Origin of the sequence: Bradyrhizobium sp. Gha (genome assembly GCF_900113735.1) — a bacterium.
GTDB lineage: Bacteria > Pseudomonadota > Alphaproteobacteria > Rhizobiales > Xanthobacteraceae > Bradyrhizobium.
The window spans coordinates 105,964-129,970 of record NZ_FOQM01000010.1; the positions used below are offsets into that span (position 1 = coordinate 105,964).

At 64.2% G+C, this 24,007-nt stretch carries 15 protein-coding genes and 1 pseudogene; 9 read left to right on the forward strand and 7 right to left on the reverse strand.

The window, feature by feature from the left end; all coding sequences use genetic code 11:
* Positions 1–35: 35 nt before the first annotated feature.
* Positions 36–3,170 (reverse strand): Rne/Rng family ribonuclease, encoded by a 3,135-nt coding sequence (locus tag BM222_RS15430; protein WP_092229083.1) that lies wholly within the window; start codon positions 3,168–3,170, stop codon positions 36–38.
* A 703-nt stretch (positions 3,171–3,873) separates the two neighbouring features.
* Here BM222_RS15430 and BM222_RS15435 point away from each other — a divergent pair.
* The 5 genes and pseudogenes from BM222_RS15435 (at position 3,874) to BM222_RS15455 (ending at position 11,452) form a co-directional block, all read left to right on the forward strand.
* Positions 3,874–5,172, forward strand: a complete 1,299-nt coding sequence (locus BM222_RS15435) for an N-acetylmuramoyl-L-alanine amidase (RefSeq protein ID WP_092229084.1) — start codon at positions 3,874–3,876, stop codon at positions 5,170–5,172.
* Positions 5,173–5,393: 221 nt separating this feature from the next.
* Positions 5,394–7,901, forward strand: coding sequence for a penicillin-binding protein 1A (locus tag BM222_RS15440; RefSeq protein ID WP_092229085.1), 2,508 nt, complete (start codon positions 5,394–5,396; stop codon positions 7,899–7,901).
* A 112-nt stretch (positions 7,902–8,013) separates the two neighbouring features.
* Positions 8,014–9,145, forward strand: a protein-coding gene (gene prfB / locus BM222_RS15445; protein WP_143105969.1) for a peptide chain release factor 2 whose coding sequence is annotated in 2 segments (ribosomal slippage) — positions 8,014–8,082 and positions 8,084–9,145 — 1,131 coding nt in all. Because the reading frame shifts where the segments join, the coding sequence is not laid out codon by codon here.
* Positions 9,124–10,029, forward strand: a pseudogene (locus tag BM222_RS15450) (NAD(P)-dependent oxidoreductase); the annotation flags it as partial. The gene prfB and the pseudogene BM222_RS15450, both read left to right, overlap by 22 nt.
* Before the next feature lie 187 nt (positions 10,030–10,216).
* Positions 10,217–11,452, forward strand: coding sequence for an ABC transporter substrate-binding protein (locus BM222_RS15455; protein ID WP_092229088.1), 1,236 nt, complete (start codon positions 10,217–10,219; stop codon positions 11,450–11,452).
* A 29-nt stretch (positions 11,453–11,481) separates the two neighbouring features.
* Here BM222_RS15455 and BM222_RS15460 read toward each other — a convergent pair whose 3' ends face one another.
* Entirely contained in the window at positions 11,482–12,840 is a 1,359-nt protein-coding gene (locus BM222_RS15460) for a M23 family metallopeptidase (RefSeq protein WP_177243239.1), read from the reverse strand.
* A gap of 111 nt (positions 12,841–12,951) precedes the next feature.
* Entirely contained in the window at positions 12,952–13,656 is a 705-nt protein-coding gene (locus BM222_RS15465; protein WP_092229090.1) for a peroxiredoxin family protein, read from the reverse strand.
* A 204-nt stretch (positions 13,657–13,860) separates the two neighbouring features.
* On the opposite strand from BM222_RS15465, the gene BM222_RS15470 reads away from it, so the two are divergent.
* Positions 13,861–17,649, forward strand: coding sequence for a YhdP family protein (locus BM222_RS15470; RefSeq protein WP_177243244.1), 3,789 nt, complete (start codon positions 13,861–13,863; stop codon positions 17,647–17,649).
* A 220-nt stretch (positions 17,650–17,869) separates the two neighbouring features.
* Here the strand turns inward: BM222_RS15470 and BM222_RS15475 are convergent, their stop codons facing one another.
* From BM222_RS15475 to tyrS, 3 genes are all read right to left on the reverse strand, one after another.
* The gene (locus tag BM222_RS15475) at positions 17,870–18,316 is read right to left on the reverse strand and encodes a DoxX family protein (protein ID WP_092229092.1); all 447 of its coding nucleotides are present in this window, start codon (positions 18,314–18,316) and stop codon (positions 17,870–17,872) included.
* A gap of 221 nt (positions 18,317–18,537) precedes the next feature.
* On the reverse strand, positions 18,538–19,794 hold the full coding sequence (locus tag BM222_RS15480; protein ID WP_092229093.1) for an MFS transporter: 1,257 nt from the start codon (positions 19,792–19,794) through the stop codon (positions 18,538–18,540).
* A gap of 55 nt (positions 19,795–19,849) precedes the next feature.
* Entirely contained in the window at positions 19,850–21,103 is a 1,254-nt protein-coding gene (gene tyrS / locus BM222_RS15485) for a tyrosine--tRNA ligase (RefSeq protein ID WP_092229094.1), read from the reverse strand.
* Between the two features lie 164 nt (positions 21,104–21,267).
* On the opposite strand from tyrS, the gene BM222_RS15490 reads away from it, so the two are divergent.
* The 3 genes from BM222_RS15490 to BM222_RS15500 all read left to right on the forward strand — a co-directional run bounded on the left by BM222_RS15490 (position 21,268) and on the right by BM222_RS15500 (position 23,492).
* A complete protein-coding gene (locus BM222_RS15490) occupies positions 21,268–22,371 on the forward strand; it encodes an anhydro-N-acetylmuramic acid kinase (RefSeq protein ID WP_092229095.1) in 1,104 nt (367 codons plus the stop codon).
* Positions 22,372–22,466: 95 nt separating this feature from the next.
* Positions 22,467–23,165 (forward strand): glutathione S-transferase family protein, encoded by a 699-nt coding sequence (locus BM222_RS15495; protein ID WP_092229096.1) that lies wholly within the window; start codon positions 22,467–22,469, stop codon positions 23,163–23,165.
* 3 nt (positions 23,166–23,168) lie between these two features.
* Complete coding sequence (locus BM222_RS15500) at positions 23,169–23,492, forward strand: DMT family transporter (RefSeq protein ID WP_092229097.1); 324 nt, start codon at positions 23,169–23,171, stop codon at positions 23,490–23,492.
* Here the strand turns inward: BM222_RS15500 and BM222_RS15505 are convergent.
* Positions 23,489–24,001, reverse strand: coding sequence for a DUF1697 domain-containing protein (locus tag BM222_RS15505; protein WP_092229098.1), 513 nt, complete (start codon positions 23,999–24,001; stop codon positions 23,489–23,491). The genes BM222_RS15500 and BM222_RS15505 overlap by 4 nt on opposite strands.
* Positions 24,002–24,007: the final 6 nt, after the last annotated feature.

The window sequence follows — 24,007 nt, forward strand, 5'->3', positions numbered from 1 at the left end:
GCTTTGGCCGGGCGTTTTTTATTTGGCAAGTTGCTCTATTCGCCGCCGCCAAAGCGGCGCGACCACCAGCCGGCGCGCCGCGGGGCCGCCGGGGGTTCGGCTGCCGCTTCCGGCGTCGGCTCAGGTGCGGGCGGCGCAACCGGCTCCGGCGCCGTCGCAGTCGGCGTTGCCGGTTCGCTCGGGCTGCTCGACAGGAAGCTCACCTTCTCACGAACGGTGGAGCGGCGCCGCGTGGTCTTGTCGTCGACGGCGGGCTCTTCTTCGGCGATCGCGGCCGGTGGTGCTGACCGGACCGGCGTTTCAACCGGTACCTGATCGGACTGGGACTCGGGCTGAGACGTTTCAACCGGGGCGATGTGCTCCGACTGCACGATCAACGGAGCGGTCTCGCTGCCGGCACCGTCGAAATCTGCCACCGCATCGGCTGCTTCCGGCGGCGGATTGCCGCCGAGCTCGTCGCCGATGGAGCCGGCGAGACCATCCTCGGCGCCACCACGACGACGCCGTCCACCCCTGCGACCACGCCGGCGACGGCGATCGCCGCTGCCCTGCTGTTCGCCACGGGCGGCCTGTTCCTCGCCTTCCTCGCCGTCCTGCTCGGTGTCGGCTTCCTCTTCGCCTTCACCGGCCGCTACGGCCGCTTCAGGCGACGCGGGAGCGCCATCTTCGCGCGCCTCGCCGTCGCGCTGGCCGCCGCGACCGCGCCGACGGCGGCGACGCTTGCGGCGATGGCCATCCTGCTCGGGCGACGCATCGCCTGCGGCCTGCTCCTCGGCGAGACCTTCCGTCTCATCGGTCTCGACCTCGGATTCGGTCTCCAGGTCAAAGCCGTCCTCATCGTCATAGGCCTCTTCGGCCAACGGCGGCGGGCTTGCGGCAACCTGGGCCGCGAGCAGCGCCTTAGCGGCTTCGAGCGTGTGCACTTGCTCGCCACGGTCGATCACATAGGCCTGCGGTCCGCTGACGCTGGGGTCGGCGATGACAGACAGCGTGACCTTGAAGCCGTTTTCGAGGTCGCGCAGATGGCCGCGCTTGTGGTTCAGCACATAGAGCGCGACGTCGGTGCGGGTGCGGACCACGAGATTGTGGGTCGCGCCCTTCATCAGGATCTCTTCCAGGCCGCGCAGCAATTGCAACGCCACCGAGGACACCGAGCGGACATGGCCGGTGCCGCCGCAATGCGGGCAGGGATCGGTCGAGCTCTCCAGCACGCTGGCGCGGATGCGCTGGCGCGACATTTCCAGCAGGCCGAAATGCGAAATGCGGCCGACCTGGATGCGCGCGCGATCCTGCCTCAGGCAATCGGACAATTTGCGCTCGACCGCACGGTTGTTGCGCTTCTCGTCCATGTCGATGAAGTCGATGACGATCAGGCCGGCGAGGTCGCGCAGGCGCAGCTGGCGGGCGACCTCTTCGGCCGCTTCGACATTGGTCTTGAGCGCGGTGTCCTCGATATGGTGCTCGCGCGTCGATCGTCCGGAGTTGACGTCGATCGAGACCAGCGCCTCGGTCTGGTTGATGACGATATAGCCGCCGGAGCGGAGCTGCACGGTCGGCGAGAACATCGCATCGAGCTGGCTCTCGACGCCCATGCGTGAGAACAGCGGCTGGCCGTCCCGATACTGCTTCACCGCACTGACATTGGCGGGCATCAGCATCTTCATGAAGTCGCGCGCTTCGCGGTAGCCGGAATCACCGGCGACCTGAATTTCGTCGATCTCCTTGTTGTAAAGGTCGCGCAGAGAGCGCTTGATCAACGAGCCTTCCTCGTAGACCAGCGTCGGGGCCTGCGACTTCAGCGTCAGGTCGCGCACCGTTTCCCACATCCGGATCAGGTATTCGAAGTCGCGCTTGATCTCGGGCTTGGTGCGGGCCGCACCTGCGGTGCGCAGGATGATGCCCATGCCCTCGGGCACGTCGAGGTCCTGCACGACTTCCTTCAGGCGCGATCGATCCTGGGCCGAGGTGATCTTGCGGCTGATGCCGCCGCCGCGGGCGGTGTTCGGCATCAACACGGCATAGCGGCCGGCAAGCGACAGATAGGTCGTCAGCGCAGCACCCTTGTTGCCGCGCTCTTCCTTGACGACCTGCACCAGCATCACCTGGCGCCGCTTGATGACCTCCTGGATCTTGTACTGGCGGCGCGGACGGAACGTGCGCTCCGGCACTTCCTCGAGCACGTCGTCGCCGCCGACGGATTCGACGACTTCCTCTTCAGCTTCCTCGCCGTCGTCTTCGTCCTCGTCGTCTTCCCCGGCTGCGTCCGCAGCCTCGCCGTGGGGCGCGTCAGTGATCTCGCCGGCAGCGTAAACGGCATCGGCCGGTTCGCTGACCGATGTCACGGCCTCGGCAAACGCCTCGGGATGCGCTTCGAAAGCGGAGGGTTCCTGAGGTTCCGTGACGGTCTCAGCCGCAACCACAGGCTCGGCGCCTGCAGCCGCGACAGGCGCGGGCGTCTCGTCCGCATGATGGTCGTGGTGATCGTTGTCGTGGTCATGACCATGGTCGTCATGATGATGCGCGTGATGGTACCCGTCATCATGGACATGATGATGCTCATCATGCTCGTGATCATCGTGCTCATGATCGTCATGCCCGTGATCGCTGTGATCATGGTCGGGATGATCGTGGTCGTGACCCTCGTGCTCACCGTGATGCTCTGCATCGGCGTGCAGGTGCTCGCCCTCCTGTGGAACGCCGGCGGCGTGCTCCGGCTGGGCCTGGCCCTCCGTGGGCTGGGCGACCGGATCGGCGCCGGCGTCAAGACCCTCGACGATGTCGCTGCGGACGCGCTCGCCATGACCGCGTCGGCGGGCATTGCGGTGACGCGAGCGGCGGCGGCCCTGGGAGCGGTGCTCGCTCTCTTCCTCGGCCTCGCGATGGGCCTGTTCCTCGGCCTCGATCAGCGCCTGACGGTCGGCAACCGGGATCTGGTAGTAATCGGGATGGATTTCGCTGAAGGCGAGGAAGCCGTGGCGATTGCCGCCGTATTCGACGAAGGCGGCTTGGAGCGAGGGTTCGACCCTTGTGACCTTGGCGAGGTAGATATTCCCGCGCAGTTGCTTGCGTTGCGCGGTCTCGAAGTCAAACTCTTCGACGCGATTGCCGCGGACCACGACGACCCGGGTCTCTTCCGGGTGGGTGGCATCGATCAACATCTTGTTGGGCATGTCTTAACTCTTGGCGGCGGCGGGCGCGATCGACCGTGGGCGCGAAGAGCGCTGCCGGGTGACGCGACGGTCCACCTGATTCGGGGGTGAGGGGAAGGCAGAAACGCCGTCTCTCGCGCCTTGCCGAATCGGAAGCCGGAGGACCGCAGCGGCGCGCGGGATTTTTATTCCGCAGCGTCGCGAATGGTCCTTCAGAATTCGTCGGCACAGTCTGGCGCATCAAGCGTCGGCCCGTATGAAACATTGGGCGGAGGGGCCGCCCCTTAATCAGTTGCTGCTGGCCAGGCATGGCGCGTGCGCGCTCGCCCTGGATCAAGAACCGCCCCCTCGGGATTAAGGGACCGGGTAACCGGTCGCGTCGCTGTCAAAACCGTCCCGGAAACACTGTGGTAACCGGAAACCGTCCGCCGCCGGGGCTTGACCCGTTCCACCTCGCTGCCGCGCACCGCGCTGGTCTTAGAGGAGAACAGAAAACGCTGGAATTCCCGAGCTTTGGGAGCTCCGGCGCTGCACCGGGAGGCTGAATGCGACACAACCGGAAATTATTGGCCGTCAGCATTCCGTACATACGAGGAATAGGCCATCCATGCAAGGGAGCGTCGCACGCCGGTCACAGTCGGGGAGTTTCGCGCTTCCGTCATTAAGGATCGATTAACCCTGTGGTTCTATTGCGTTAAAGAGGCTGCTCGGAGGCACGGATTCGGTGGCGAGCCGCACAAATCAACGGGTTTTGCTGGGATTTGCGCTTCTTTGCGCTGCAGCATTGCCGTACGCCCATTACTCGGGACTGAGCGCGGCGGAGAGCCCTGCGCAAGCCCCCGTCGCGGCTGCGAATTTTCCTGTCGCGACAGCGGCGCGCCTGGCCGGCGACGGGAAGCAAACACGCTTCATTCTCGACCTCGACCAGACCATCAGCTTCCGCGCCACGACGCTCGCCGATCCCTACCGCGTCGTGGTCGACGTTCCCCAGGTCAATTTTCAGTTGGCTCCCGGTACGGGCGCCGGCCGAGGACTCGTCAAGGCCTTTCGCTATGGGCTCGTGATGCCCGGCGGCTCGCGAATCGTGTTCGACCTGACGGGGCCCGCCAAGATCACCAATTCCTACGTGCTCGATGCGGCCAATGGCCAGCCGGCCCGGTTGGTGCTGGAGCTGGAGGAGGTCGATCGCGCGGCCTTCGTGCAGACACCCGCCGCGGAGAATCGCCCCGAGCTGCGGCCGACGATGTCAGCCACGCCGCCGGCAACGGCTCCTGCCACGGGGGATCCGGCGCAGCAGAAGCCGGGAGCGCCTTCCGACGGCCGCCCGGTCGTCGTGATCGACCCCGGCCATGGCGGCATCGACAACGGCACCCAGTCGAGCGGCGAGAGCGAGAAGAATCTGGTGTTGGCGTTCGGCCTGGCGCTGCGCGACCGCTTGGAAAAAGCGGGTAAATACCGCGTGGTCATGACGCGGGAGGACGATACATTCATCCCGCTCAACGACCGGTCCAAGGTCGCCCGCAATTTGAATGCCGCGCTGTTCGTCTCGATTCATGCCGACGCGCTGCCGAAGGCCGAGGGTGACGCGCAGGGAGCCACGATCTATACGCTGTCGGACAAGGCATCCGACGCCGAGGCCCAGCGCCTCGCCGATGCCGAGAACCGTGCCGATGCGATCGCGGGCTTCAACCTTGCGGAAGAGCCGACCGACGTTGCCGATATCCTGATCGACCTCACGCAACGGGAAACCCGCACCTTTTCAAACCGTTTTGCCCATCTGCTGATGAGCGAAATGAAGACGACGGTGCGGATGCACAAGCATCCCCTGAAGTCCGCCGGCTTTAGGGTGCTGAAGGCTCCGGATGTGCCCTCGGTGCTGGTCGAGATCGGCTACGTCTCCAACAAGGGCGACCTCGAGCACCTCGTGTCAGAGGGCTGGCGCTCCAAGGCCGTCGGCTCGATGGCGCAGGCGATCGACACGTTCCTGGCCAAAAGGATAGCGACGGCGGGGGCCAGTAATTAAGGACGGGCATGTCGGTTCCGCCGTTAAGCCCTAGTTTGGCCACAGCGGACGCCTTATAAAAAACGGCGCAGGGGGTTCCGGAATCGGCGAGGATCCCGTTCGGCAAGCGTCATTCGGTCCGGCATTGATGGTATTGAGTAGGCCGGTGAATTCGCGACGTAAGGACGGCGCCCGTTTGGGGCGCTTTGGGCTGATCCTGGGATTGAACGGATAAACACATAATGCGCTTGCTTGTGCGGTTCATGGGCTTCCTGTTCGCTGCGGGAACGGTGCTGTTCCTTGTCGGTGTTGGTGCCGTGGCAGGCCTGATCTGGCATTTCTCCAAGGACTTGCCCGACTACTCTCAGCTTCAGGATTACGAGCCGCCGGTGATGACCCGCGTGCACGCGGTCGACGGGTCGTTGCTCGGCGAATACGCCAAGGAGCGACGGCTCTACCTGCCGATCCAGGCCGTGCCGAAGCTCGTGATCAACGCGTTCCTCGCGGCCGAAGACAAGAATTTCTACGAGCATGGGGGGATCGACTACACCGGCATGGCGCGTGCAGGCGTGCTTTACTTGCAGAACTTCGGTTCTAACCGCCGCCCGCAAGGTGCCTCCACGATCACCCAGCAGGTCGCCAAGAACTTCCTTCTGACCAACGAGGTCTCGTTCTCGCGCAAGATCAAGGAAGCCTTGCTCGCGATGCGCATCGAGAAGACCTATTCGAAGGACAAGATCCTCGAGCTGTATCTGAACGAAATCTACCTCGGCCTCGGCGCTTACGGCATCGCCGCCGCCTCGCTGGTCTATTTCGACAAATCGGTGAACGAGCTCACCGTGGCGGAAGCGGCTTATCTGGCGGCGCTGCCGAAGATGCCGGCGACGCTGCATCCGGTACGCAACCGCGACCGCGCCGTCGAGCGCCGCAACTACGTGATCGATCGTCTTCAGGAGAACGGCTGGATCAAGCAGGCCGACGCCGACAAGGCGCGCAAGGAGCCGCTGGTCGTTACCAACCGTAGCAACGGCGCCCACACCTTCGCCGGCGAATATTTCGCCGAGGAAGTCCGCCGCGACATCTTCGAGCGCTACGGCGAGAAGAAGCTGTACGAGGGAGGCCTCTCGGTCCGCACCACGCTCGATCCGAAGATCCAGGTCATGGCACGCAAGACCATGGTTGCCGGCCTCGTGAATTATGACGAGCAGCAGGGCTATCGCGGCGCCATCAGCAAGCTCGATATTTCGGGCGACTGGGGCGTGAAGCTCGCCGAGATCAAATCGCTGTCCGATATTTCGCCGTGGCGCATGGCGGTGGTGCTGGAGACCAGCGATCAGTCGGCGCGCATTGGCTTCCAGCCGAATCGCGAGCTCGGCGGCGCCGTCAGCAAGCAGCGCGAGACCGGCCTCATCGCGCTTGATGGCGTGCGCTGGGCGAAGGCGGCGCAGGGCAACGCCAGGGGCAAGACGCCCAGCTCGGTCGCGCAGGTGCTGCAGCCCGGCGACGTGATCTATGCCGATCCGCTCTTTACCAAGGAGGGGCAACCGGTCGAAGGTCAATACCGTCTGCGCCAGATCCCCGAAGTCTCGGGCGCGATGGTGGTGATGGACCCCTGGACCGGCCGTGTGCTCGCGATGGTCGGCGGCTTCTCGTTCGACCAGAGCCAGTTCAACCGCGCCACGCAGGCCTACCGGCAGCCGGGTTCGTCATTCAAGCCGATCGTCTATTCGGCCGCGCTCGACAACGGCTACACGCCGTCGACCGTCGTGCTCGACGCGCCGATCGAAATCGACCAGGGCCAGGGCGCTGGAGTATGGCGTCCGGAAAACTTCGATGCCGGCAAGTATATGGGGCCGATGACCTTGCGCAATGCGCTGAGGTTGTCGCGCAACACGGTGACGGTGCGCCTAGCGCAAGACATCGGCATGCCCCTGATCGGCGAATATGCCCGCCGCTTCGGTGTTTACGACGAATTACCGAACTATCTCTCCTATGCGCTCGGCGCCGGTGAGACGACGGCGATGCGCATGGTCACGGCCTATTCGATGCTCGCCAATGGCGGGCGCCGGGTGAAGCCGACTTTGATCGACCGGATCCAGGACCGCTACGGACACACCATCTTCAAGCACGACCAGCGCGAATGTCGCGGCTGCGACGCGCCCGGTGGCTGGAAGAACCAACCCGAGCCGCAGCTCATCGACCGCCGTGAGCAGGTGCTGGATTCCATGACCGCCTATCAGATCACCGAGCTGCTGGAAGGCGTGGTCCAGGCCGGTACCGCAACTGTCGTGAGAGAGGTCGGCAAGCCGATCGCCGGCAAGACCGGTACGACCAACGAGGCCAAGGACGCCTGGTTCGTCGGGTTCTCGCCTGACATCGCCGTCGCGATTTACATGGGCTACGACAAGCCGCGCTCCCTGGGCAGAGGCAATGCCGCGACCGGCGGCCATCTCTCTGCCCCGATTGCGCGCGATTTCTTCAAGCTGGCGCTCGCCGACAAGCCCGCCGTTCCCTTCAAGGTGCCGGCCGGCATCAAGTTGGTTCGCGTCGTGGCCAAGACCGGCATGCGCGCCGGCCCCGGCGAAACCGGTGGAACCATCCTGGAAGCTTTCAAGCCGGGCACAGCGCCGCCAGACAACTACTCTGTCATCGGCGTCGCCGACGCCGACGGACGCGGTGGTGTGCCAGCGCCACAGCAGGCGCCGGACTCCGGCTTCTTTATGCGGCCGGCTACCGGCGGGCTGTACTAGGGCACTGGGATAACAGCATCGGCTTTAAGTTCCGGCGGTTGCGCTTTGCAGGCGCCGCCGCTACATCCCCCATCTGAATTGCACGCGGGCTTCCGCGAGACCTGAGAACGAAATGCGCGCCGAAATCGAGCGGTTGGTAGAAGAGATCAAGCAGTCAGTCGGGCTGCTGAGGAGGCATCTTTGACGTCGAGAAATCGACGGCGCGCCTCGCTGAGCTGAACAAGCTCGCAGAAGATCCCAATCTCTGGAACGATCCCCAGAAAGCCCAGAAGCTGATGCAGGAGCGCACCTCGCTCGAGGACTCGCTCTCGGGCATCGGCAAGGTCGAGCAGGAGCTCGAAGACGATATCGGCATGATCGAGCTCGGCGAGGCCGAGGGCGATGCCGGCGTCGTGGCTGAAGCGGAAGCCGCGCTCAAGAACCTCAAGAAGGAAGTGGCGCGCCGCGAGCTTGAGGCGCTGCTGTCGGGCGAAGCCGATCGCTTCGATTCCTATCTCGAAGTCCATGCCGGCGCCGGTGGAACCGAGAGCCAGGACTGGGCGCAGATGCTCTTGCGCATGTACACGCGCTGGGCCGAGACCCACGGCTTCAAGGTCGAATTCCTCGAAGAATCCGAGGGCGAAGAGGCGGGCATCAAATCCGCGACCATCCAGGTCTCCGGCCACAATGCCTATGGCTGGCTGAAGACCGAAGCGGGCGTGCATCGCCTCGTGCGCATCTCGCCGTTCGATTCCAACGCGCGGCGGCACACCTCGTTCTCGAGCGTGCAGGTGTTTCCGGTCATCGACGACAGCATCAAGATCGACATCAAGGAATCCGACGTCCGCACCGACACCATGCGGTCGGGCGGCGCGGGCGGTCAGCACGTCAACAAGACCGAATCCGCAGTGCGCCTGACGCATATCCCGACCGGCGTTGCGGTGGTCTGTCAGGCCGGACGCTCCCAGCACAAGAACCGGGCGCAGGCCTGGGACATGCTGCGCGCGCGCCTTTACGAGATGGAGCTGAAGAAGCGCGAGGAGAAGGCGGCCGCCGACCAGGCCGCCAAGACCGATATCGGCTGGGGCCACCAGATCCGCTCCTACGTGCTGCAGCCCTATCAGATGGTGAAGGATTTGCGCACGGGCGTGCAGACCTCCGACACGTCAGGCGTGCTCAACGGCGAGCTCGACGACTTCATGGCCGCGACGCTCGCGCAACGCGCCTTCGGCACCACCGGCGCCGATATCGAGGATGTGGACTGACCATGCCCCGGATCGCCTTCATCGGATTGGGGCGGATGGGTCATGGCATGGCGGGCCGCTATCTCGATGCGGGCTTTACGGTGACGCTGTGGAATCGCAGCAAGTCAAAAGCAGAAGACCTGATCGCACGTGGCGCGACGTGGGCGACCTCGCCTGAGGACGCCGCGATCGATGCCGACGCGGTCGTGACCATGGTTGCGGACGACGAGGCTTCGCGCGCGATCTGGCTCGGCCCTGATGGCGCGGCGAAGACGGCCAAATCAGGCACCATCGCCATCGAATGCTCCACGGTCTCCTATGACCATGCGCGCGAGATGAGCCGCGAGCTCAATGCGCGTGGCTTGATCTACATCGATTGCCCCGTGACGGGATTGCCGGATGCGGCCGCGAGCGGAAAGCTGACGCTGCTGGTTGGCGCGGATGCCGCTGATCTCGAACGCGCGCGCCCGTTCCTCGAACCGATCGGCTCGACCATCCGCCATTTCGGCGCGGTCGGCTCCGGCACGGTCTACAAGCTCATCAACAATCTCCTGGGCGCGATCCAGATCGCGGGCCTGGCCGAAGGCCTCGCCATCGCCGAGCAGGCCGGGCTCGACATGAAGCTGGTGCTCGACTCGGTCCAGGCGGGCGTGGCCGCGAGCCCGCAGGTGCAGCGGCACTCCCGGCGCATGGTCGCCCGCGACTTCAGCGGCGCAACGTTCACGGCCGCGCTGCGGCACAAGGACGCCGCCTATGCGGTAAAACTCGCGGAGAGCCTGCTGGCCGACAAGCCGCGGGTTGCGCGCGCTGCTGTCGAGGCTTACGCGCAGGCGAAGGCCGCCATGCCCGATGACGACGAGGGCAGGATGATCGAACTGGTGTCGAGGCCGAAGAAGCCGTCTTAACTGGAATTGCGCAGGTCATCGGCAGCGCGTTGGTCGTGATCGACGGACGGGCGCTGAGAGTGCTGCAGCCCGTCGGGTAAGTTCCGGCTCTCGTGTTTCATTCCGCGGAAAATCCTGCCGCTTGCCAGTCGCCGATCGCCTTGCGACACTCTCCACAAAACAACATTACAAAATCGGGGAGAGACCAATGCCGGGTCGTCGCAAAAGCCTCGCTGCCCTCGCCATGCTTGCTGCCGGAGCGCTGGTCACGGCACCGGCTTTGGCGCAGAAAAAATACGATCCCGGCGCCAGCGACAGCGAAATCAAGATCGGCAACATCATGCCCTACAGCGGACCGGCGTCGTCCTATGGCGTGATCGGCAAGACCGAGGCGGCGTTCTTCAAGATGATCAACGATCAGGGCGGCATCAACGGCCGCAAGATCGACTTCATCAGCTATGACGACGCCTATTCGCCGCCGAAGGCGATCGAGCAGGCGCGCAAGCTGGTCGAGAGCGACGAAGTGTTGTTGATCTTCCAGGCGCTCGGCACGCCCTCGAATTCCGCGATCATGAAATACATGAACGCCAAGAAGGTGCCGCAGCTGTTCGTCGCCTCCGGCGGCACCAAGTTCGGCGACCCCAAGAACTTTCCGTGGACCATGGGCTTCCAGCCGAACTACCAGAGCGAGGGGCGAATCTACGCAAAATACATCAGAGACAATTTCCCCAACGGCAAGATCGCAGTGTTCTGGCAGAACGACGATGCCGGCAAGGACCAGTTCAAGGGCCTGAAGGACGGGCTCGGCGACAAGGCCGATATGATCATCGCGGACAAATCCTATGAGGTCGCTGATCCCTCGATCGACTCGCAGATCGTCGCCCTGCACGATTCCGGCGCCGACATCTTCTTCTCGTGGGCCGCGCCGAAGGGGTCGGCACAAGCGATCCGTAAAGTGGGCGAGCTCGGCTGGAAACCGACGTTCTTTTTGGCCAACACCGCGACGTCGATCGCCTCGGTGCTCAAGCCAGCCGGGCTGGACTATTCCAAAGGCATCATCTCGACCGCGTATCTGAAGGACCCGACCGATCCGACCTGGGACAAGGATCCGGCGGTGATCGCCTGGCGCGCCTTCATGGACAAGTATTACCCTGAGGGCGACAAGGCCAACGCCAACAATCTCTATGGCTACGTCGAGGCTGAGGCGATGGCGCAGGTCCTGAAGCAGTGCGGCGACAATCTCACGCGCGACAACGTGATGAAGCAGGCCGCGAACCTCAAGAATTTCCACACCGATCTGATGTTGCCCGGCATCATGGTCAATACTTCGCCGGACGATTATTTCCCGATCGAGCAGATGCAGCTGATGCGCTTCAACGGGCAGGCCTGGGAGCTGTTCGGCGACGTCATCACCGGCGAGGTCGGCCACGAGCGCGGTCAGTAGTCGGAACTGCAGGCGTCTTAGTTTGGGATTTAGCCTGCGCTGAGCCGCACGCCGGCGCGCAAGAATTTCTGCGGGTCGACCGCTTCGCCGTCGATGCGGGTCTCATAGTGCAGATGCGGGCCGGTCGAGCGGCCGGTCGAGCCGACGAGGCCGATGACCTGGCCGATCTTCACGATTTCGCCGACCTTGACGTTGATCTCGGAGAGATGGCCGTAGCGGGTCGACAATCCGTTGCCGTGATCGACCTCGACCATGCGGCCATAACCGCCGGACCAGCCGGCCGAGACCACTTTGCCGTTGGCCGTCACGCGTGCGGGATCGCCGGTCGCGGCGCGGAAGTCGAGACCGGTATGCATCGCGGGGCGGCCGAGGAAGGGATCGCTGCGCACGCCGAAGCCGGAGGTGAATTCGACCTCACCCACGACGGGCTTGCGATAAGGCACCTGCGCCAGAGTGCGGTTGAGCCGGTCCATCTCGGCGCGGGTGACGTTGATGCGATAGAGCTGCTTCTCGAAGGGGCCGGCATTCGCGGTGAGCTTCACCGGCACGAACGGACCGCCCATCGGGGCGCGCGGCACGGCGGCTTCGAGACTGGCGAGGTTCAAACCGAGATCGCTGACGACGCCACGCATCCGGCGCATCCGTGAATCCATGCCTTCCTCAACGGCATTGAGCGCGGCGACCTGGCGGCGCTCGACCTGATCGAGCGAGTTGGTGAGCCGGACCAGGACGTTGTCAAAACCCTGGTTCTTGGCGAATTGATTGACGGGCGGGGCCATCGCGCTCGGCGCCCGCGATTCGAGCCGGGCTTCGCGGTCGGGCGGCGCGACGAAGATCACGGTATCGCTGATCGGCGAGGGCTTTGGCGTGCCTTGCGTCGTCTGGTTCGCGTCGCTGCGCTGCGGCGCCGCGCGGGGAATCGATCCGGTCACGTCCGGCATGGCGCCCAGCGCCGTGGCCCGGGACTCCAGCGCCGTCTGGCGCTTCATGATCTGGTCGAGCTTCTGGTCGAACTGTTCCTGGTCGAGCAGCTGGCGGCTGGTGGTCCGGTCGACCTTGGCGCGCAGCTCGGCGATGCGATCCTCATAGGCATATTGCATCTCGGCCTGACGGGCGATCAGCCGGGTCAGGACGTCGTCGCGGAAGGCGAAATAGGTGGCGGTCGCCGCCGACCACAGGCCGAGCAGAACCACGGTGCCGACCACGATCCAGAACACCACCGGCCCGAGCCGGACCTGCTTGCCGTGATGCACGATGGTGTAGGCGTCATCGGCAGCGGGCAGGGGAATTGCAGCAGCTGCAGGCGCGGAGCGGCGCGTAAACGAGCGTCCGTGGTCGTGCGGGTGATGCTGGGGGTACTGCGAGTATTGGGCAGAACTTTTCGACATCGGCACTCCCGCGCCGGTCGGAACGGTTCCTTGCGGCCAAATTGCCGCAGCAATCTGGGCCGGTCATGGTTAATTTTCCGGAAACGGGAACGCTCGATTTTAACGGGCTGGTTAAAGACTTCTTGCCGCTTCCAGCACCTCGTCAGCGTGGCCGTCGACCCGGACGTTGCGCCAGACCTTGGCGATCTTGCCGTCGGCCCCGATTAGGACCGTGGTGCGAAGAATCCCGAGGAAGGTCTTGCCATACATCGATTTTTCGCCCCAGGCACCGTACGCCTCCAGCATCTCGTGCCTCTCGTCCGAGATCAGGGGGACTCCAAGGCCGTGCTTGTCGCGGAACTTCTCCTGGGCCTTCAACGGATCGGCCGAAACACCCAGCACGGCGGTGCCGGCAGACGTGAAGTCGCTCTTGAGCCGGGTGAAGTCGATGGCCTCGCGGGTGCAGCCGGGGGTGTCGGCGCGGGGGTAGAAGAACAGGACGAGCTTCTGGCCCGAGAAGTCCGCCGAGGTGACGACATTGCCGCCGTCACGAGGCAGGCGGAAGGCCGGCGCCTTCAGGCCCGCAACGAGCGGCTTTGCTGAAACGGCCGGGACCGGGGCGGCCGGGTTGGAGGCCTTTTCAGAAGATTTTAACCGTTTCGATGCGGCCTTATGTGATGTTGCCTTTGCGCCTGGCTTGTTTGATTTGCCGGCGGATGCCGCCTGTGTTTTCGCGCTGTGTGTTTCAGTCGATGCCCGTGTTTTCAGGGGCTTCTTTTTAGCGGTCGGACTGCCGGAGGGCGTTTTGGACGATTTCTTTCGGGATTTCTTGGACATACGCCTTCCTTTCGTCGCTTTCGGCGGGTCAACCAAAGCGGTATTGCAGCTCTCGTCCGGTGTGCCGGATTCGCGCCCTCGGCTGGGCAATTTTGGCGGCGACGGAGTATGGTTACAAGAAAATCCACGCACCACCCCACTGCTGGTTGAACGCGCTCCCGGGGCGAAATGACGAACAGCAGGAACATCGGAAGTATGGCGGCAATGCCGGGGCGGGGAGCTTCAATTCCCGCCGACGGCTGCGGTCCCGGCGGCACTCAGTCCCATGACGGACGCCTGTATCGAGAGGCAATGGCAAGGAATACGTCGCCGCAGGATCACAATCGGGACTCGAATCGGCACGGTGGCAATCACGAGCAGCCGGAATGGGACGAGGCCGACTGGGATCAAGAGCAGGAAGAGGAAGCGGGGCATCGTGCGCGCCGCCTGCTGTCGCGTTCCAGTTCGCGCTTCCGCGTCGGTGAAGGCTTCTCGGCGTTTCGGCGGGTCCTGCCGAGCGGACGCTGGTTTCGTAGGATTGGCGTTGTCGTCGGCGCCCTGATCGTCATCTTCGTCGGCTGTTTTGGCGCGCTGTGGTGGCGGCTCGGTGCCGGCCCCATCAATCTCGACATGGCGACGCCCTGGCTCGCTGCCGCCATCGAGGACAATATCGGTCACGGCAACACGGTGGAGGTCGGCGGCACCCAGATCGAGCGGGCCGGGCGGATCAGGGTCGCCGTGCGCATCCGCGACATCATCGTTCGCGATCATGATCATGCCATCGTCGCCAGCGCGCCGAAGGCCGAGGTGAGGCTGTCCGGTATCGGGCTTCTCACCGGTCATCTGCGCGCCGAAAGCCTCAACCTCGTCGACGCGGAACTGGCGATTCGGATCGCACCCGACGGGACGGTCACCGTCTCCGCCGGCGATACGGCCAAACCGCTCGCGACCGGCGTTGCATCCAAGAAGGAAGCGGGCCTGCCGCCCACATTCCCGCGCAACGGCGTCCCGCCGCCGCCATTCGGGATGGCACCCGCAACTCCGGACGCACCTCAACCCGCCGCGCAGAGCGGTATTCTTCAGGGCCTCGACTGGCTCGACAGCCTGAGCATGACGGGGCTCGACGGCCAGAACCTCAACGAGATCGGCCTCAAGAACGGCAATCTGATCGTCGACGACCAGCAGCGCGGCAGCAAATGGACGTTTGAGAACATCACGCTCAGCCTGCGCCGGCCGAGCCATGGCGGCGTCACGCTCAGCCTCGGGGAAGAGGGTGCGAAGCCTTGGTCGTTACGCGCGACGGTCGGACCGGCCGAGAATGGCGTGCGCTCGATCGATATCCGCGCCGACAAGCTCTCCACCTCCAACATCCTACTCGCTCTGCGGCTGAAGGACCTGACCTATACGGCCGACCTGCCCCTGACCGGTGAGATGAAGGGCGAGCTCGGCCGCGACGGCGTGCCGACCTTCTTCCGCGGCAAGGTCATGATCGGCGCGGGCAACGTCATCGACACCGACACGCCCGATTATCCGATGGCGATCGACTCCGCCGAGATCAACGTCGAGTGGGATGCAGGGCGGCGGGTGCTGGTCGCACCGTTCAAGATCCTCTCCGGCGCCAATCGCCTGACGCTGCTGGCGCATCTGGAGCCGCCGAACGGCACCAGCAATGATTGGCAGCTCGGCTTCAGCGGCGGCTCGATCCTGCTCGGCGGCATCGACAACGAACCGCCGCTCGTCTTCAACCGCATCGCGATCGGCTTCCGCTTCGATACCGATCACAAGCGCCTGCTGCTGACGCAGGCCGATATCAGCAATGGCGAGATCGGCGTCGCCGGCACCGGCGCGATCGATTATTCAGGCGAGCCGCGCCTGACGCTCGGCTTTGCGGGGACGCCGATGTCGGCCTCCGCGCTGAAGCGGATGTGGCCGACGCTTGTGGTGCCGGAGTTGCGCCAATGGGTGATCGAGCGGATCGAGCGCGGCACGCTCCAGCGCATCGAGGTCGGCGTCAACTCGCCGACCCGCAATCTTCCGCGCAAGGGACCGCCCATTCCCGATGACGGACTGTCGGTCAACATCGCGGCGAGCGGTGTCGCGGTCCGCCCTGTCGACGGCATGCCGGTCGTGCACGATGCCGACCTCAAGGCGCATGTGACCGGACGTACCGCCACCGTGAATATCGCCCAGGGCATTGCCGACACGCCGGCAGGCCGCAAGGTTACGATCTCCGATTTCGTCTTCGAGGTGCCAGACATGGCGCCAAAGCCGTCGCCCTCGCGGACGAGATTCCGCGTCGATGGCCCGGTGCCCGCTGCGGCCGAGATGCTGTCCAACGATCGGCTGAGCGATCTCTCGTCGACCGTCGTCGATCCCAACACCAGCAAGGGCACGTTCACGGCGAACATCCAGCTCGGCCTGCCGGTCAAGGGCGAACTAACCAAGGCGGACACCACCTACGCCGTGACAGCCGATCTCAACGGTTTCAGCGCCGAAAAGTTGGTGATGAACCAGAAGCTCGAGGCCAACAATCTCAAGATTGTCGCCAATAACCAGGGCTATCAGGTCAAGGGCGACGTCAAGATCAACGGGCAGCCGGCTTCGCTCGACTACCGCAAGGCGACCGATGGCGACGCGGACGTCAAGCTGCAGGCGACACTGGACGATGCGAGCCGTGCGCGCCTTGGCTTCGATCTCAGTCCGGCCGTCAGCGGGTCGATTCCGATCAAGGTTTCGGGCAAGATTGCCGGCGGTCCCGACGCGACGACGAAGCTCGGCATCGAGGCCGACCTCACCTCGGTCAAGCTCGACAACATCCTTCCCGGCTGGGTCAAGCTGCCGGGCAAGTCGAGCAAGGCGACATTCAAGGTGGTGCCGACGGCACAATCGACGCGGCTCGAGGACATCGCCATCGAAGGCGGCGGCGCCTCGATCAAGGGCTCGCTCGAAATCGACCCGAACGGCGACCTCATGAACGCGAACTTCCCGACCTATTCGCCGTCCGACGGGGACAAGACCTCGTTGAAGGTGGAGCGCGGCCAGGACGGCGTGATCAGGGGCACGATGCGCGGCGATGTCTTCGACGGCCGCGGCTTCCTCAAGTCGGCGATCTCAGGCAATTCCAAGGACGACAGCAAGAGCAAGCTCAAGAACGTCGATTTCGACATCGACGTGAAGCTCGGCACCGTCATGGGGTTTAACGGCGAGACCATGCGCAGCATCGATGCCAAGATGTCGAAGCGGAGCGGGGCGATCAAGGCTTTCTCGCTGAACGGCAGGATCGGTCAGAACACGCCGGTCGCTGCGGACTTGCGCGGCGGGCGCGCGCAAGGCAGCCGCGAGGTGATCTATCTTCAGACCAACGATGCCGGATCGCTGCTGAAGTTCACCGATATCTATACCAAGGCCGTCGGCGGCCAGATGGTGGTAGCTATGGAGCCGCCGACGTCGGAGCCGACCACGGCGCGGGAAGGTCTCATCAGCGTACGCGACTTCACGGTGAAGGGTGAGGCGCAGCTCGAACGCGTGGCTGCGGGCGCGCCGAACGGCACCGGGAATGGCATCTCCTTCAGCGCGCTCCGCGCCGAGTTCATCCGTCAGAACGGTGCGCTCACGGTCCGCGATGGCGTGGTCAAGGGCCCGATGATCGGCGCCACCATCGAGGGCTCCATCGATTATCCCGGCAACCAGGTGTGCATGAGCGGTACCTTCGTGCCGATGTACGGATTGAACAACATGTTCGGACAGATTCCGGTGCTCGGGTTGTTCTTGGGTGCTGGTGACAAAGAGGGACTGATCGGCGTGACCTACGAGGTCATCGGTACGCCGGCCGCGCCCGTCATGCGCGTCAATCCGATCTCGGCGATATTTCCCGGCGTGACCCGGAAGATCATGGAGTTCAACACCGGCAAGCAGAACACGCCGATCGATGAGCTGCCGTCGTCGCAGTCCGGCGAAAGCCCGACGGGATCGGCAAGGCAATTGTCGAACGGTTGTAGCCTCGCGCGGCGTTAGCGCGGAGCCATGATCGGACCGTCGGCGCTTGTCCCGAAAAAGGTCTTTGAATTTGGGAGGCTGACGGGACCGGCAATGAACCGATTCGCTCACCGCCTCATCATGTCCGTGCTGCTCGCAGCCGTTCTCGTTCTGATATGGAACGTGCTGGGCTCTCGCTGAAACGGCGCCGGCCGATGACCGGCGACGTCTCGTGACCTGGAAGTCGATTGCCTGCGCCTCAGCGCCGCGCGAAGGCGCCGCCCGGCGCGTCGCTCTCCTTGCCCATAACCGCATCGACGCTGACCGCGCCGCCGCCCGCAGCCGCGAGGTAGAGGCAGGCGAAGCAGAACAGGATCGCGGCGGTGCCGTTGTTCAACAGCGGCAGGAAAACCGGCGGGCCTTCCTTGGAGATGTGGAAGACGTGACCGAGGAAATAGGCGAAGGCCATTTCGCCGGAGAGGACGAAGGCCGACAGACGGGTGAACAGTCCGATCATGAGCGTGGCGCCAAGCACGAGCTCGAGCAGGCCGGCCGTCCAGATCAGCGGTGGCGGATTCGCGAACATGGCCACCTGCGGAATGTGGAAGATCTTGGTCATGCCGTACTGGAACAGCAAGAGACCGGTGATGAAGCGAAACAGGCTCAAGAGAACCGGTTGATAGCGAGAGAGATAGGGAAAGTTCATTGGGTTTGTGCCCTCCATCCAATATTGCGACTAGGACCGCATTCGGTTCCGCCCTGCAAGCTGCGCCAGGTCAATTTGCGCTGACATTTTTGTCATGTCGGACAAAACACCGCATACTGGGATTTCAGCCGCGCACAATCAGCAATTTCTCTCCGTATACGCTTCGCGGCCGCCCGTAGTTCCCCGGTGACACGAATGAGTTCAGGTTACCCATGGGAAACCTAGCGCCGCAAGGCGGGCACTATCAGAAATGGAATCATTCCGAGCACCACGCTCGCAAGTGCGAACACGAGCAGAGCATTGTAGCCGTGGCTCGCGTCGTGGATCAGGCCGCCGCTCCAGGAGCCGAACGCCGAGCCGAGGCCACTGCCGATCGAGATCGTGCCGTAAATGGTGCCGACGCGTTTGCCCCTGAAGATCTTCATCGCGGTGGCCGTGATCAGCGGTCCGCGCGAGCCCATCATGCTGCCGAAGCAGACGACGAAGCCGGTGAGCAGGATGACGTTCGGATAATGCTGAAGCAGCCAGAGCAGGAAAATGCCGACGATCGAGATCGCGTAACTCAGGAGCACCGATGGGCGGCGCCCGATCAGCCCGTCGAGCGCGGAGACACCGATCATGCCGAACACCAGCACGACGCCTGAAAAGCCCCACGCGGTCGCAGCCTGCAGCGGCGGGAAGCCGGCATCGATCAGGTAGGCCACGATCTGCGCTGCAATCGCGTACATGCCGACGGCGGTGAAGAAGAAGGTCGAGAACAGCGCCCAGAAGGCGTGATGGCGCATCGCGCTCAGCAACGTCCAACCATTGTCGATGAAATCAGGATCGCTCTTCTTGGCGACATAGGGCGAGCCGGCGGAGAACAGGCGCCAGGGCAGGAGTAGCAGCGGCACCAGCAGGCCGAGGGCGGCGAAGCCGTAGACCTGATAGGTCTCGCGCCAGCCGAGGCGATCGATCAGGAGCTGCGAGGCCGGCAGCAGCGCCAGCACGCCGCCGCCCATGGCCGAGTAGACCACCGCCATCGCGGTCGGCAGCTTTGGACCGAACCAGCGGCCGAGCAGAATCGAGTTCGGCACGTTGCCGATGAAGGCAACGCCGATGCCGACGCACAAGCCGATGGAGAGCTGGAATTGCCAGAGGGCTTGCGCATGACCTGCGACGAGGAACGCCGAGCCCAGCAGCAACAGGCCGAGCGCATAGACGATGCGCGGTCCGGAATGATCGAACAGCCGCCCGACCAGCGGCGCGGTCAGCCCGCTGATCAGCCAGGCGAGCGAGTAGATCGAGACGACTTGCCCGCGGTCCCACCCGAAACTTTCGGAGATCGGTTTGAGGAAGACTGTGAAGCTCTCGCTGAGGCCGCGGCCGAGCACTGCCAGGGTGAAGCACAACGCCAGCACGACAAGCGCGGTGCGCACCGCGGCTTGCGGCGTGCTTGCTTGTTCCCCAGCCGTTTCCCTGGTCGTCTTCTGATCCATTGCCATCAGGGAGCGCGCTTCGGCGCGCCCTGACAAGCATCAAAAGCTCATACGCCTATGCAGGCCGGATGAGGACGTGCTTCTTCTTGCCGAAGGACAGCTTGATGACGCCCTCCGGCGTGAGGTTCGCGGCCGACAGCGCCAACTTCTCGTCGGTGACTGCGACGTCGTTGACGCGCAGGCCGCCTCCCTTGATCTGCCGCCGCGCTTCGCCATTGGAGGCAACGAGGCCCGCCTTGACGAAGGCGTTCAGCACGCCGAGGCCGCCGTCCAACTCGCCGCGCGGAATTTCCACCGTCGGCAGGCTTTCGGCAAGCGCGCCTTCCTCGAACGTGCGGCGCGCAGTCTCGGCCGCTTCATTGGCGGCATCGCGACCATGCAGCAGCGCGGTCGCTTCCGTCGCGAGCACCTTCTTGGCCTCGTTGATCTCGGAGCCGCCGAGCGCTTCGAGCTTCCTGATTTCGGTCATCGGGAGCGTCGTAAACAGCTTCAGGAATTTGCCGACGTCGGCGTCCTCGGTGTTGCGCCAGTATTGCCAGAAATCGTAGGGCGAGAACTGGTCGGCATTGAGCCACACTGCGCCTTGCGCGGTCTTGCCCATCTTGGCTCCCGAGGCGGTCGTCAGCAGCGGCGTCGTCAACGCAAACAGCTGGTGCGTGCCCATGCGGCGGCCGAGATCGACGCCCATGATGATGTTGCCCCACTGGTCCGATCCCCCCATCTGCAGGTGACAGCCGGTGCGCTTGGCGAGCTCGACGAAATCGTAGGCCTGGCAGACCATGTAGTTGAACTCGATGAAGCTCATCTCCTGCTCGCGCTCCAGGCGCAGGCGCACGGAGTCCATCGTCAGCATGCGGTTGACCGAGAAATGCTTGCCGACGTCGCGCAGCATCTCGATCCAGTTCAGCTTGGTCAGCCACTCCGCATTGTCGAGCATGATGGCGTCGCTCTTGGCTTCGCCATAGCGCAGCACTTTTGCGAACACACCACGGATCGATTCCTTGTTGGCCTCGATCTCGGCTATCGTGCGCATCGCACGCGTCTCGTCCTTGCCGGAGGGATCGCCGACCATGGTGGTGCCACCGCCCATCAGCGTGATCGGCTTGTTGCCGGACTGCTGCAGCCAGTGCAGCATCATCATGGTCAGGTAGTTGCCGATATGCAGCGAGCGGGCGGTGCAGTCGTAACCGACATAGGCGATCGCCTCGCCCTTGGCGGCGAGGGCGTCGAGCCCCTCGAAATCGGAGCATTGGTGGATGAATCCACGCTCCTGCAGGGTGTTGAGGAAATCCGATTTAAATACAGTCATCTGTCGGCGAGCCTGACAATTCTTGGTTTACCGTTTTGGGGGCAATTTAACGGTGTTCGCCTGGAACTCGAATTGCCGCCGCCACTTTGGCCTGTGGCATTATAAGATGTGTCCCTCTGGCACAAGATCGGCATGGCAGGGTGGGTCTCGAGGACGCTGATCCCATGATGTTGACGGCACTCGGTTTGATGAGCGGCACCTCGCTGGATGGGGTCGACGTCGCGCTGATCGAAACCGATGGAAAGCAGGTACAGGCGTTCGGACCGTCAGGCTACCGGCCCTATAGCCCGGCCGAGCGCAATCTGCTGCGTCAGGCGCTCACCGAGGCCGCGAGTCTTTCGCAACGCGATGCCCGGCCGGGGATCCTGGTCGAGGCGGAGCGCGCGGTGACGCAGGCTCATGCCGAGGCGGTCGCCGCCTTCGTCGGCCAGAACCGGATGAAGCCGGAGGAGATCGACATCGTCGGCTTCCACGGCCAGACCGTGCTGCACCGGCCCGAGCGGCGGCTGACGGTCCAGATCGGCGATGCGCCGGCGCTGGCCAGGGCCATCCATATTCCTGTCATGCACGACTTCCGCGCCGCCGACGTCGAGGCCGGCGGGCAGGGCGCGCCGTTGGTGCCGGTCTATCACCGGGCGCTCGTCAATTCACTGGAGCGCGAAGGGCCGATCGTCGTGGTCAACATCGGTGGCGTCTCCAACATCACCTATATCGACGGCAACGATACGCTGATCGCCTGCGACACCGGCCCCGGCAATGCGCTGCTCGACGATTTCATGTACCGCACCATGAACAAGCCGTTCGACGCCGAAGGCAAGTTCGCAGCGCTCGGCAAGGCCGACCAGGCCTGGATCGCGCGGGCGCTGGAGCTGCCGTTCTTCGCGCTTCCCCCGCCGAAATCGCTCGATCGCAACGACTTTGCTGCATTGAAGCTCGGCGATATCGCGCCGGCCGACGGGGCGGCGACGCTCACCGCCTTCACGGCGGCCGCGATCGCCCGCATCATTCCCTTGTTGCCGCGGCGGCCGCGTAGCTGGATCATCTGCGGCGGCGGCGCGCGCAACCTCACCATGCTGCGGATGCTGCGGGAGCAGGTCGGAACGGCCACCGTCGAGGCCGCCGAGACGCTCGGTTGGGCTTCCGACGCCATCGAGGCGCAAGCCTTCGGCTTCCTCGCGGTGCGTGGCCTCAAGGGCCTGCCGCTGTCCTATCCGGCCACCACGGGTGCGCCGATGCCGATGACGGGCGGGGTCATCGCGCGGCCTTGATCACGGGCGGTTGATGCAGGTGCATTGATCTTGACGGGTATATGCAAATGCATCTATCTTGGATGCAGTTGCATTGAACCGCCGGGATCGTCGCCATGACTTCGTCGCCTGAAACGCCTGCTCGACTGAAACTGATCAGCCACAAGCTTTGCCCTTACGTGCAGCGCGCGGTGATCGCGCTGAAGGAGAAGGGCGTGCCGTTCGAGCGGGTCGACATCGATCTCGCCAATAAGCCGGACTGGTTTATGAAGATATCGCCGCTCGGCAAGGTGCCGGTGCTCGTGGTGGCGACGGAGGAGAACGGCGAGGTCGCGTTGTTCGAGAGCAATGTGATCTGTGAATACATCGAGGAGACGCAAGGCGGCGCGAAGCTTCACCCGGCCGACGCGTTGAAGCGCGCAGAGCATCGGGCCTGGATGGAGTTCGGCTCGGCGATCCTCGGCGATCTCTGGGGGCTTGAGACCGCGACGGATCCGGCGACGTTTGAAAGCAAGCGCCAGGCGCTCCTCGGGAAATTCGCCCGCGTGGAAGACGCGCTCGGCACCGGGCCTTATTTCGCAGGCGAGACGTTCAGCCTGGTCGATGCCGTGTTCGCGCCTGTCTTCCGCTATTTCGATCTGTTCGACGAATTGACCGATCACGGCATCTTCCGCGACGTCCCGAAGGTGCGCGCCTGGCGCGCTGAGCTGGCGAAACGTCCCAGCGTGCGTACGGCTGTCGGCGCGGACTATCCAGAATTGCTGCGCGCATTCCTCGTGCGCCACAGAGCGCATCTGCTCAAGCTCGCGGCCTGAGCGATGTCGCAATCTGTGGCCTGGCTGATGCTGGTGATCGCCGGTGCGCTCGATGTCGGCTGGGCCATCTCGATGAAGTATGCGGAAGGTTACACGCGCGTCGGCTGGAGTGCCGTCTCGTTCGTGCTGCTGGTCGCCTTCGTCTTCCTACTCGGACGTGCCTTGAAGGTGCTCGAGGTCGGCGTCGCCTATTCGGTGTGGACCGGCATCGGTGCGGCCGGCACCTTCGCCATGGGCGTGGTGCTGTTCGGCGAGAGCTTGAGCGCGATGAAGCTCGCCGGCATCGCGCTGGTGTTGATGGGGATCGGCGCGCTGAAGCTCGCCTAGAGCTCTGCAGCCATCTTCACCAGCGTCGCGATCGTGTTCATGTTGCGCGCGGTGCCGGCCCTGGCGGCGGGGATCGCGAGCTTTGATGTCCCCATGCCGTCGCCATAATGCACGTAGATCTCGCGGCGGCCGAGCTTGATCTCTTCGCCCTTCCGACCGCGAATTCCGGCGAGCGTGTCCGCGGGCGGCGCCTTGTCGAGGAAGATCGCGACCGTGCGGTTCGGCGCCATTTTCGGAAACGGATTGTCGGCCAAAACCCTTGCCATCTCGGCAGCGCTGCGTACCAGCACGCCGACCGGCGCGCCGGCATGGGCGTGCAAACGCTTTTCCAGCGCGGCCTTGATCGCGGATTCTGATTTGCGGCTGGTGAAGACCACGTTGCCGCTGGCGATGTAGGTGCGCACGGCACCAAAACCGAGCTCCTCGCACATCACCTTGAGCTCAGTCATCGGCAGCTTGCCGGTACCTCCGACGTTGACCGCGCGCAGCAGGGCTACGAACGCGGTCATGTCATT

What these genes read in the sequence shown, in the direction of transcription:
- BM222_RS15455 (WP_092229088.1), top strand. Translation starts at nt 10,217, where the DNA reads ATGCCGGGTCGTCGCAAAAGCCTCGCTGCCCTCGCCATGCTTGCTGCC.
- BM222_RS15470 (WP_177243244.1), top strand. Translation starts at nt 13,861, where the DNA reads ATGCCGGGGCGGGGAGCTTCAATTCCCGCCGACGGCTGCGGTCCCGGC.
- BM222_RS15440 (WP_092229085.1), top strand. Translation starts at nt 5,394, where the DNA reads ATGCGCTTGCTTGTGCGGTTCATGGGCTTCCTGTTCGCTGCGGGAACG.
- BM222_RS15475 (WP_092229092.1), bottom strand. Translation starts at nt 18,316, where the DNA reads ATGAACTTTCCCTATCTCTCTCGCTATCAACCGGTTCTCTTGAGCCTG.
- tyrS (WP_092229094.1), bottom strand. Translation starts at nt 21,103, where the DNA reads ATGACTGTATTTAAATCGGATTTCCTCAACACCCTGCAGGAGCGTGGA.
- BM222_RS15460 (WP_177243239.1), bottom strand. Translation starts at nt 12,840, where the DNA reads ATGTCGAAAAGTTCTGCCCAATACTCGCAGTACCCCCAGCATCACCCG.
- BM222_RS15480 (WP_092229093.1), bottom strand. Translation starts at nt 19,794, where the DNA reads ATGGATCAGAAGACGACCAGGGAAACGGCTGGGGAACAAGCAAGCACG.
- BM222_RS15490 (WP_092229095.1), top strand. Translation starts at nt 21,268, where the DNA reads ATGATGTTGACGGCACTCGGTTTGATGAGCGGCACCTCGCTGGATGGG.
- BM222_RS15430 (WP_092229083.1), bottom strand. Translation starts at nt 3,170, where the DNA reads ATGCCCAACAAGATGTTGATCGATGCCACCCACCCGGAAGAGACCCGG.
- BM222_RS15495 (WP_092229096.1), top strand. Translation starts at nt 22,467, where the DNA reads ATGACTTCGTCGCCTGAAACGCCTGCTCGACTGAAACTGATCAGCCAC.
- BM222_RS15465 (WP_092229090.1), bottom strand. Translation starts at nt 13,656, where the DNA reads ATGTCCAAGAAATCCCGAAAGAAATCGTCCAAAACGCCCTCCGGCAGT.
- BM222_RS15505 (WP_092229098.1), bottom strand. Translation starts at nt 24,001, where the DNA reads ATGACCGCGTTCGTAGCCCTGCTGCGCGCGGTCAACGTCGGAGGTACC.
- BM222_RS15500 (WP_092229097.1), top strand. Translation starts at nt 23,169, where the DNA reads ATGTCGCAATCTGTGGCCTGGCTGATGCTGGTGATCGCCGGTGCGCTC.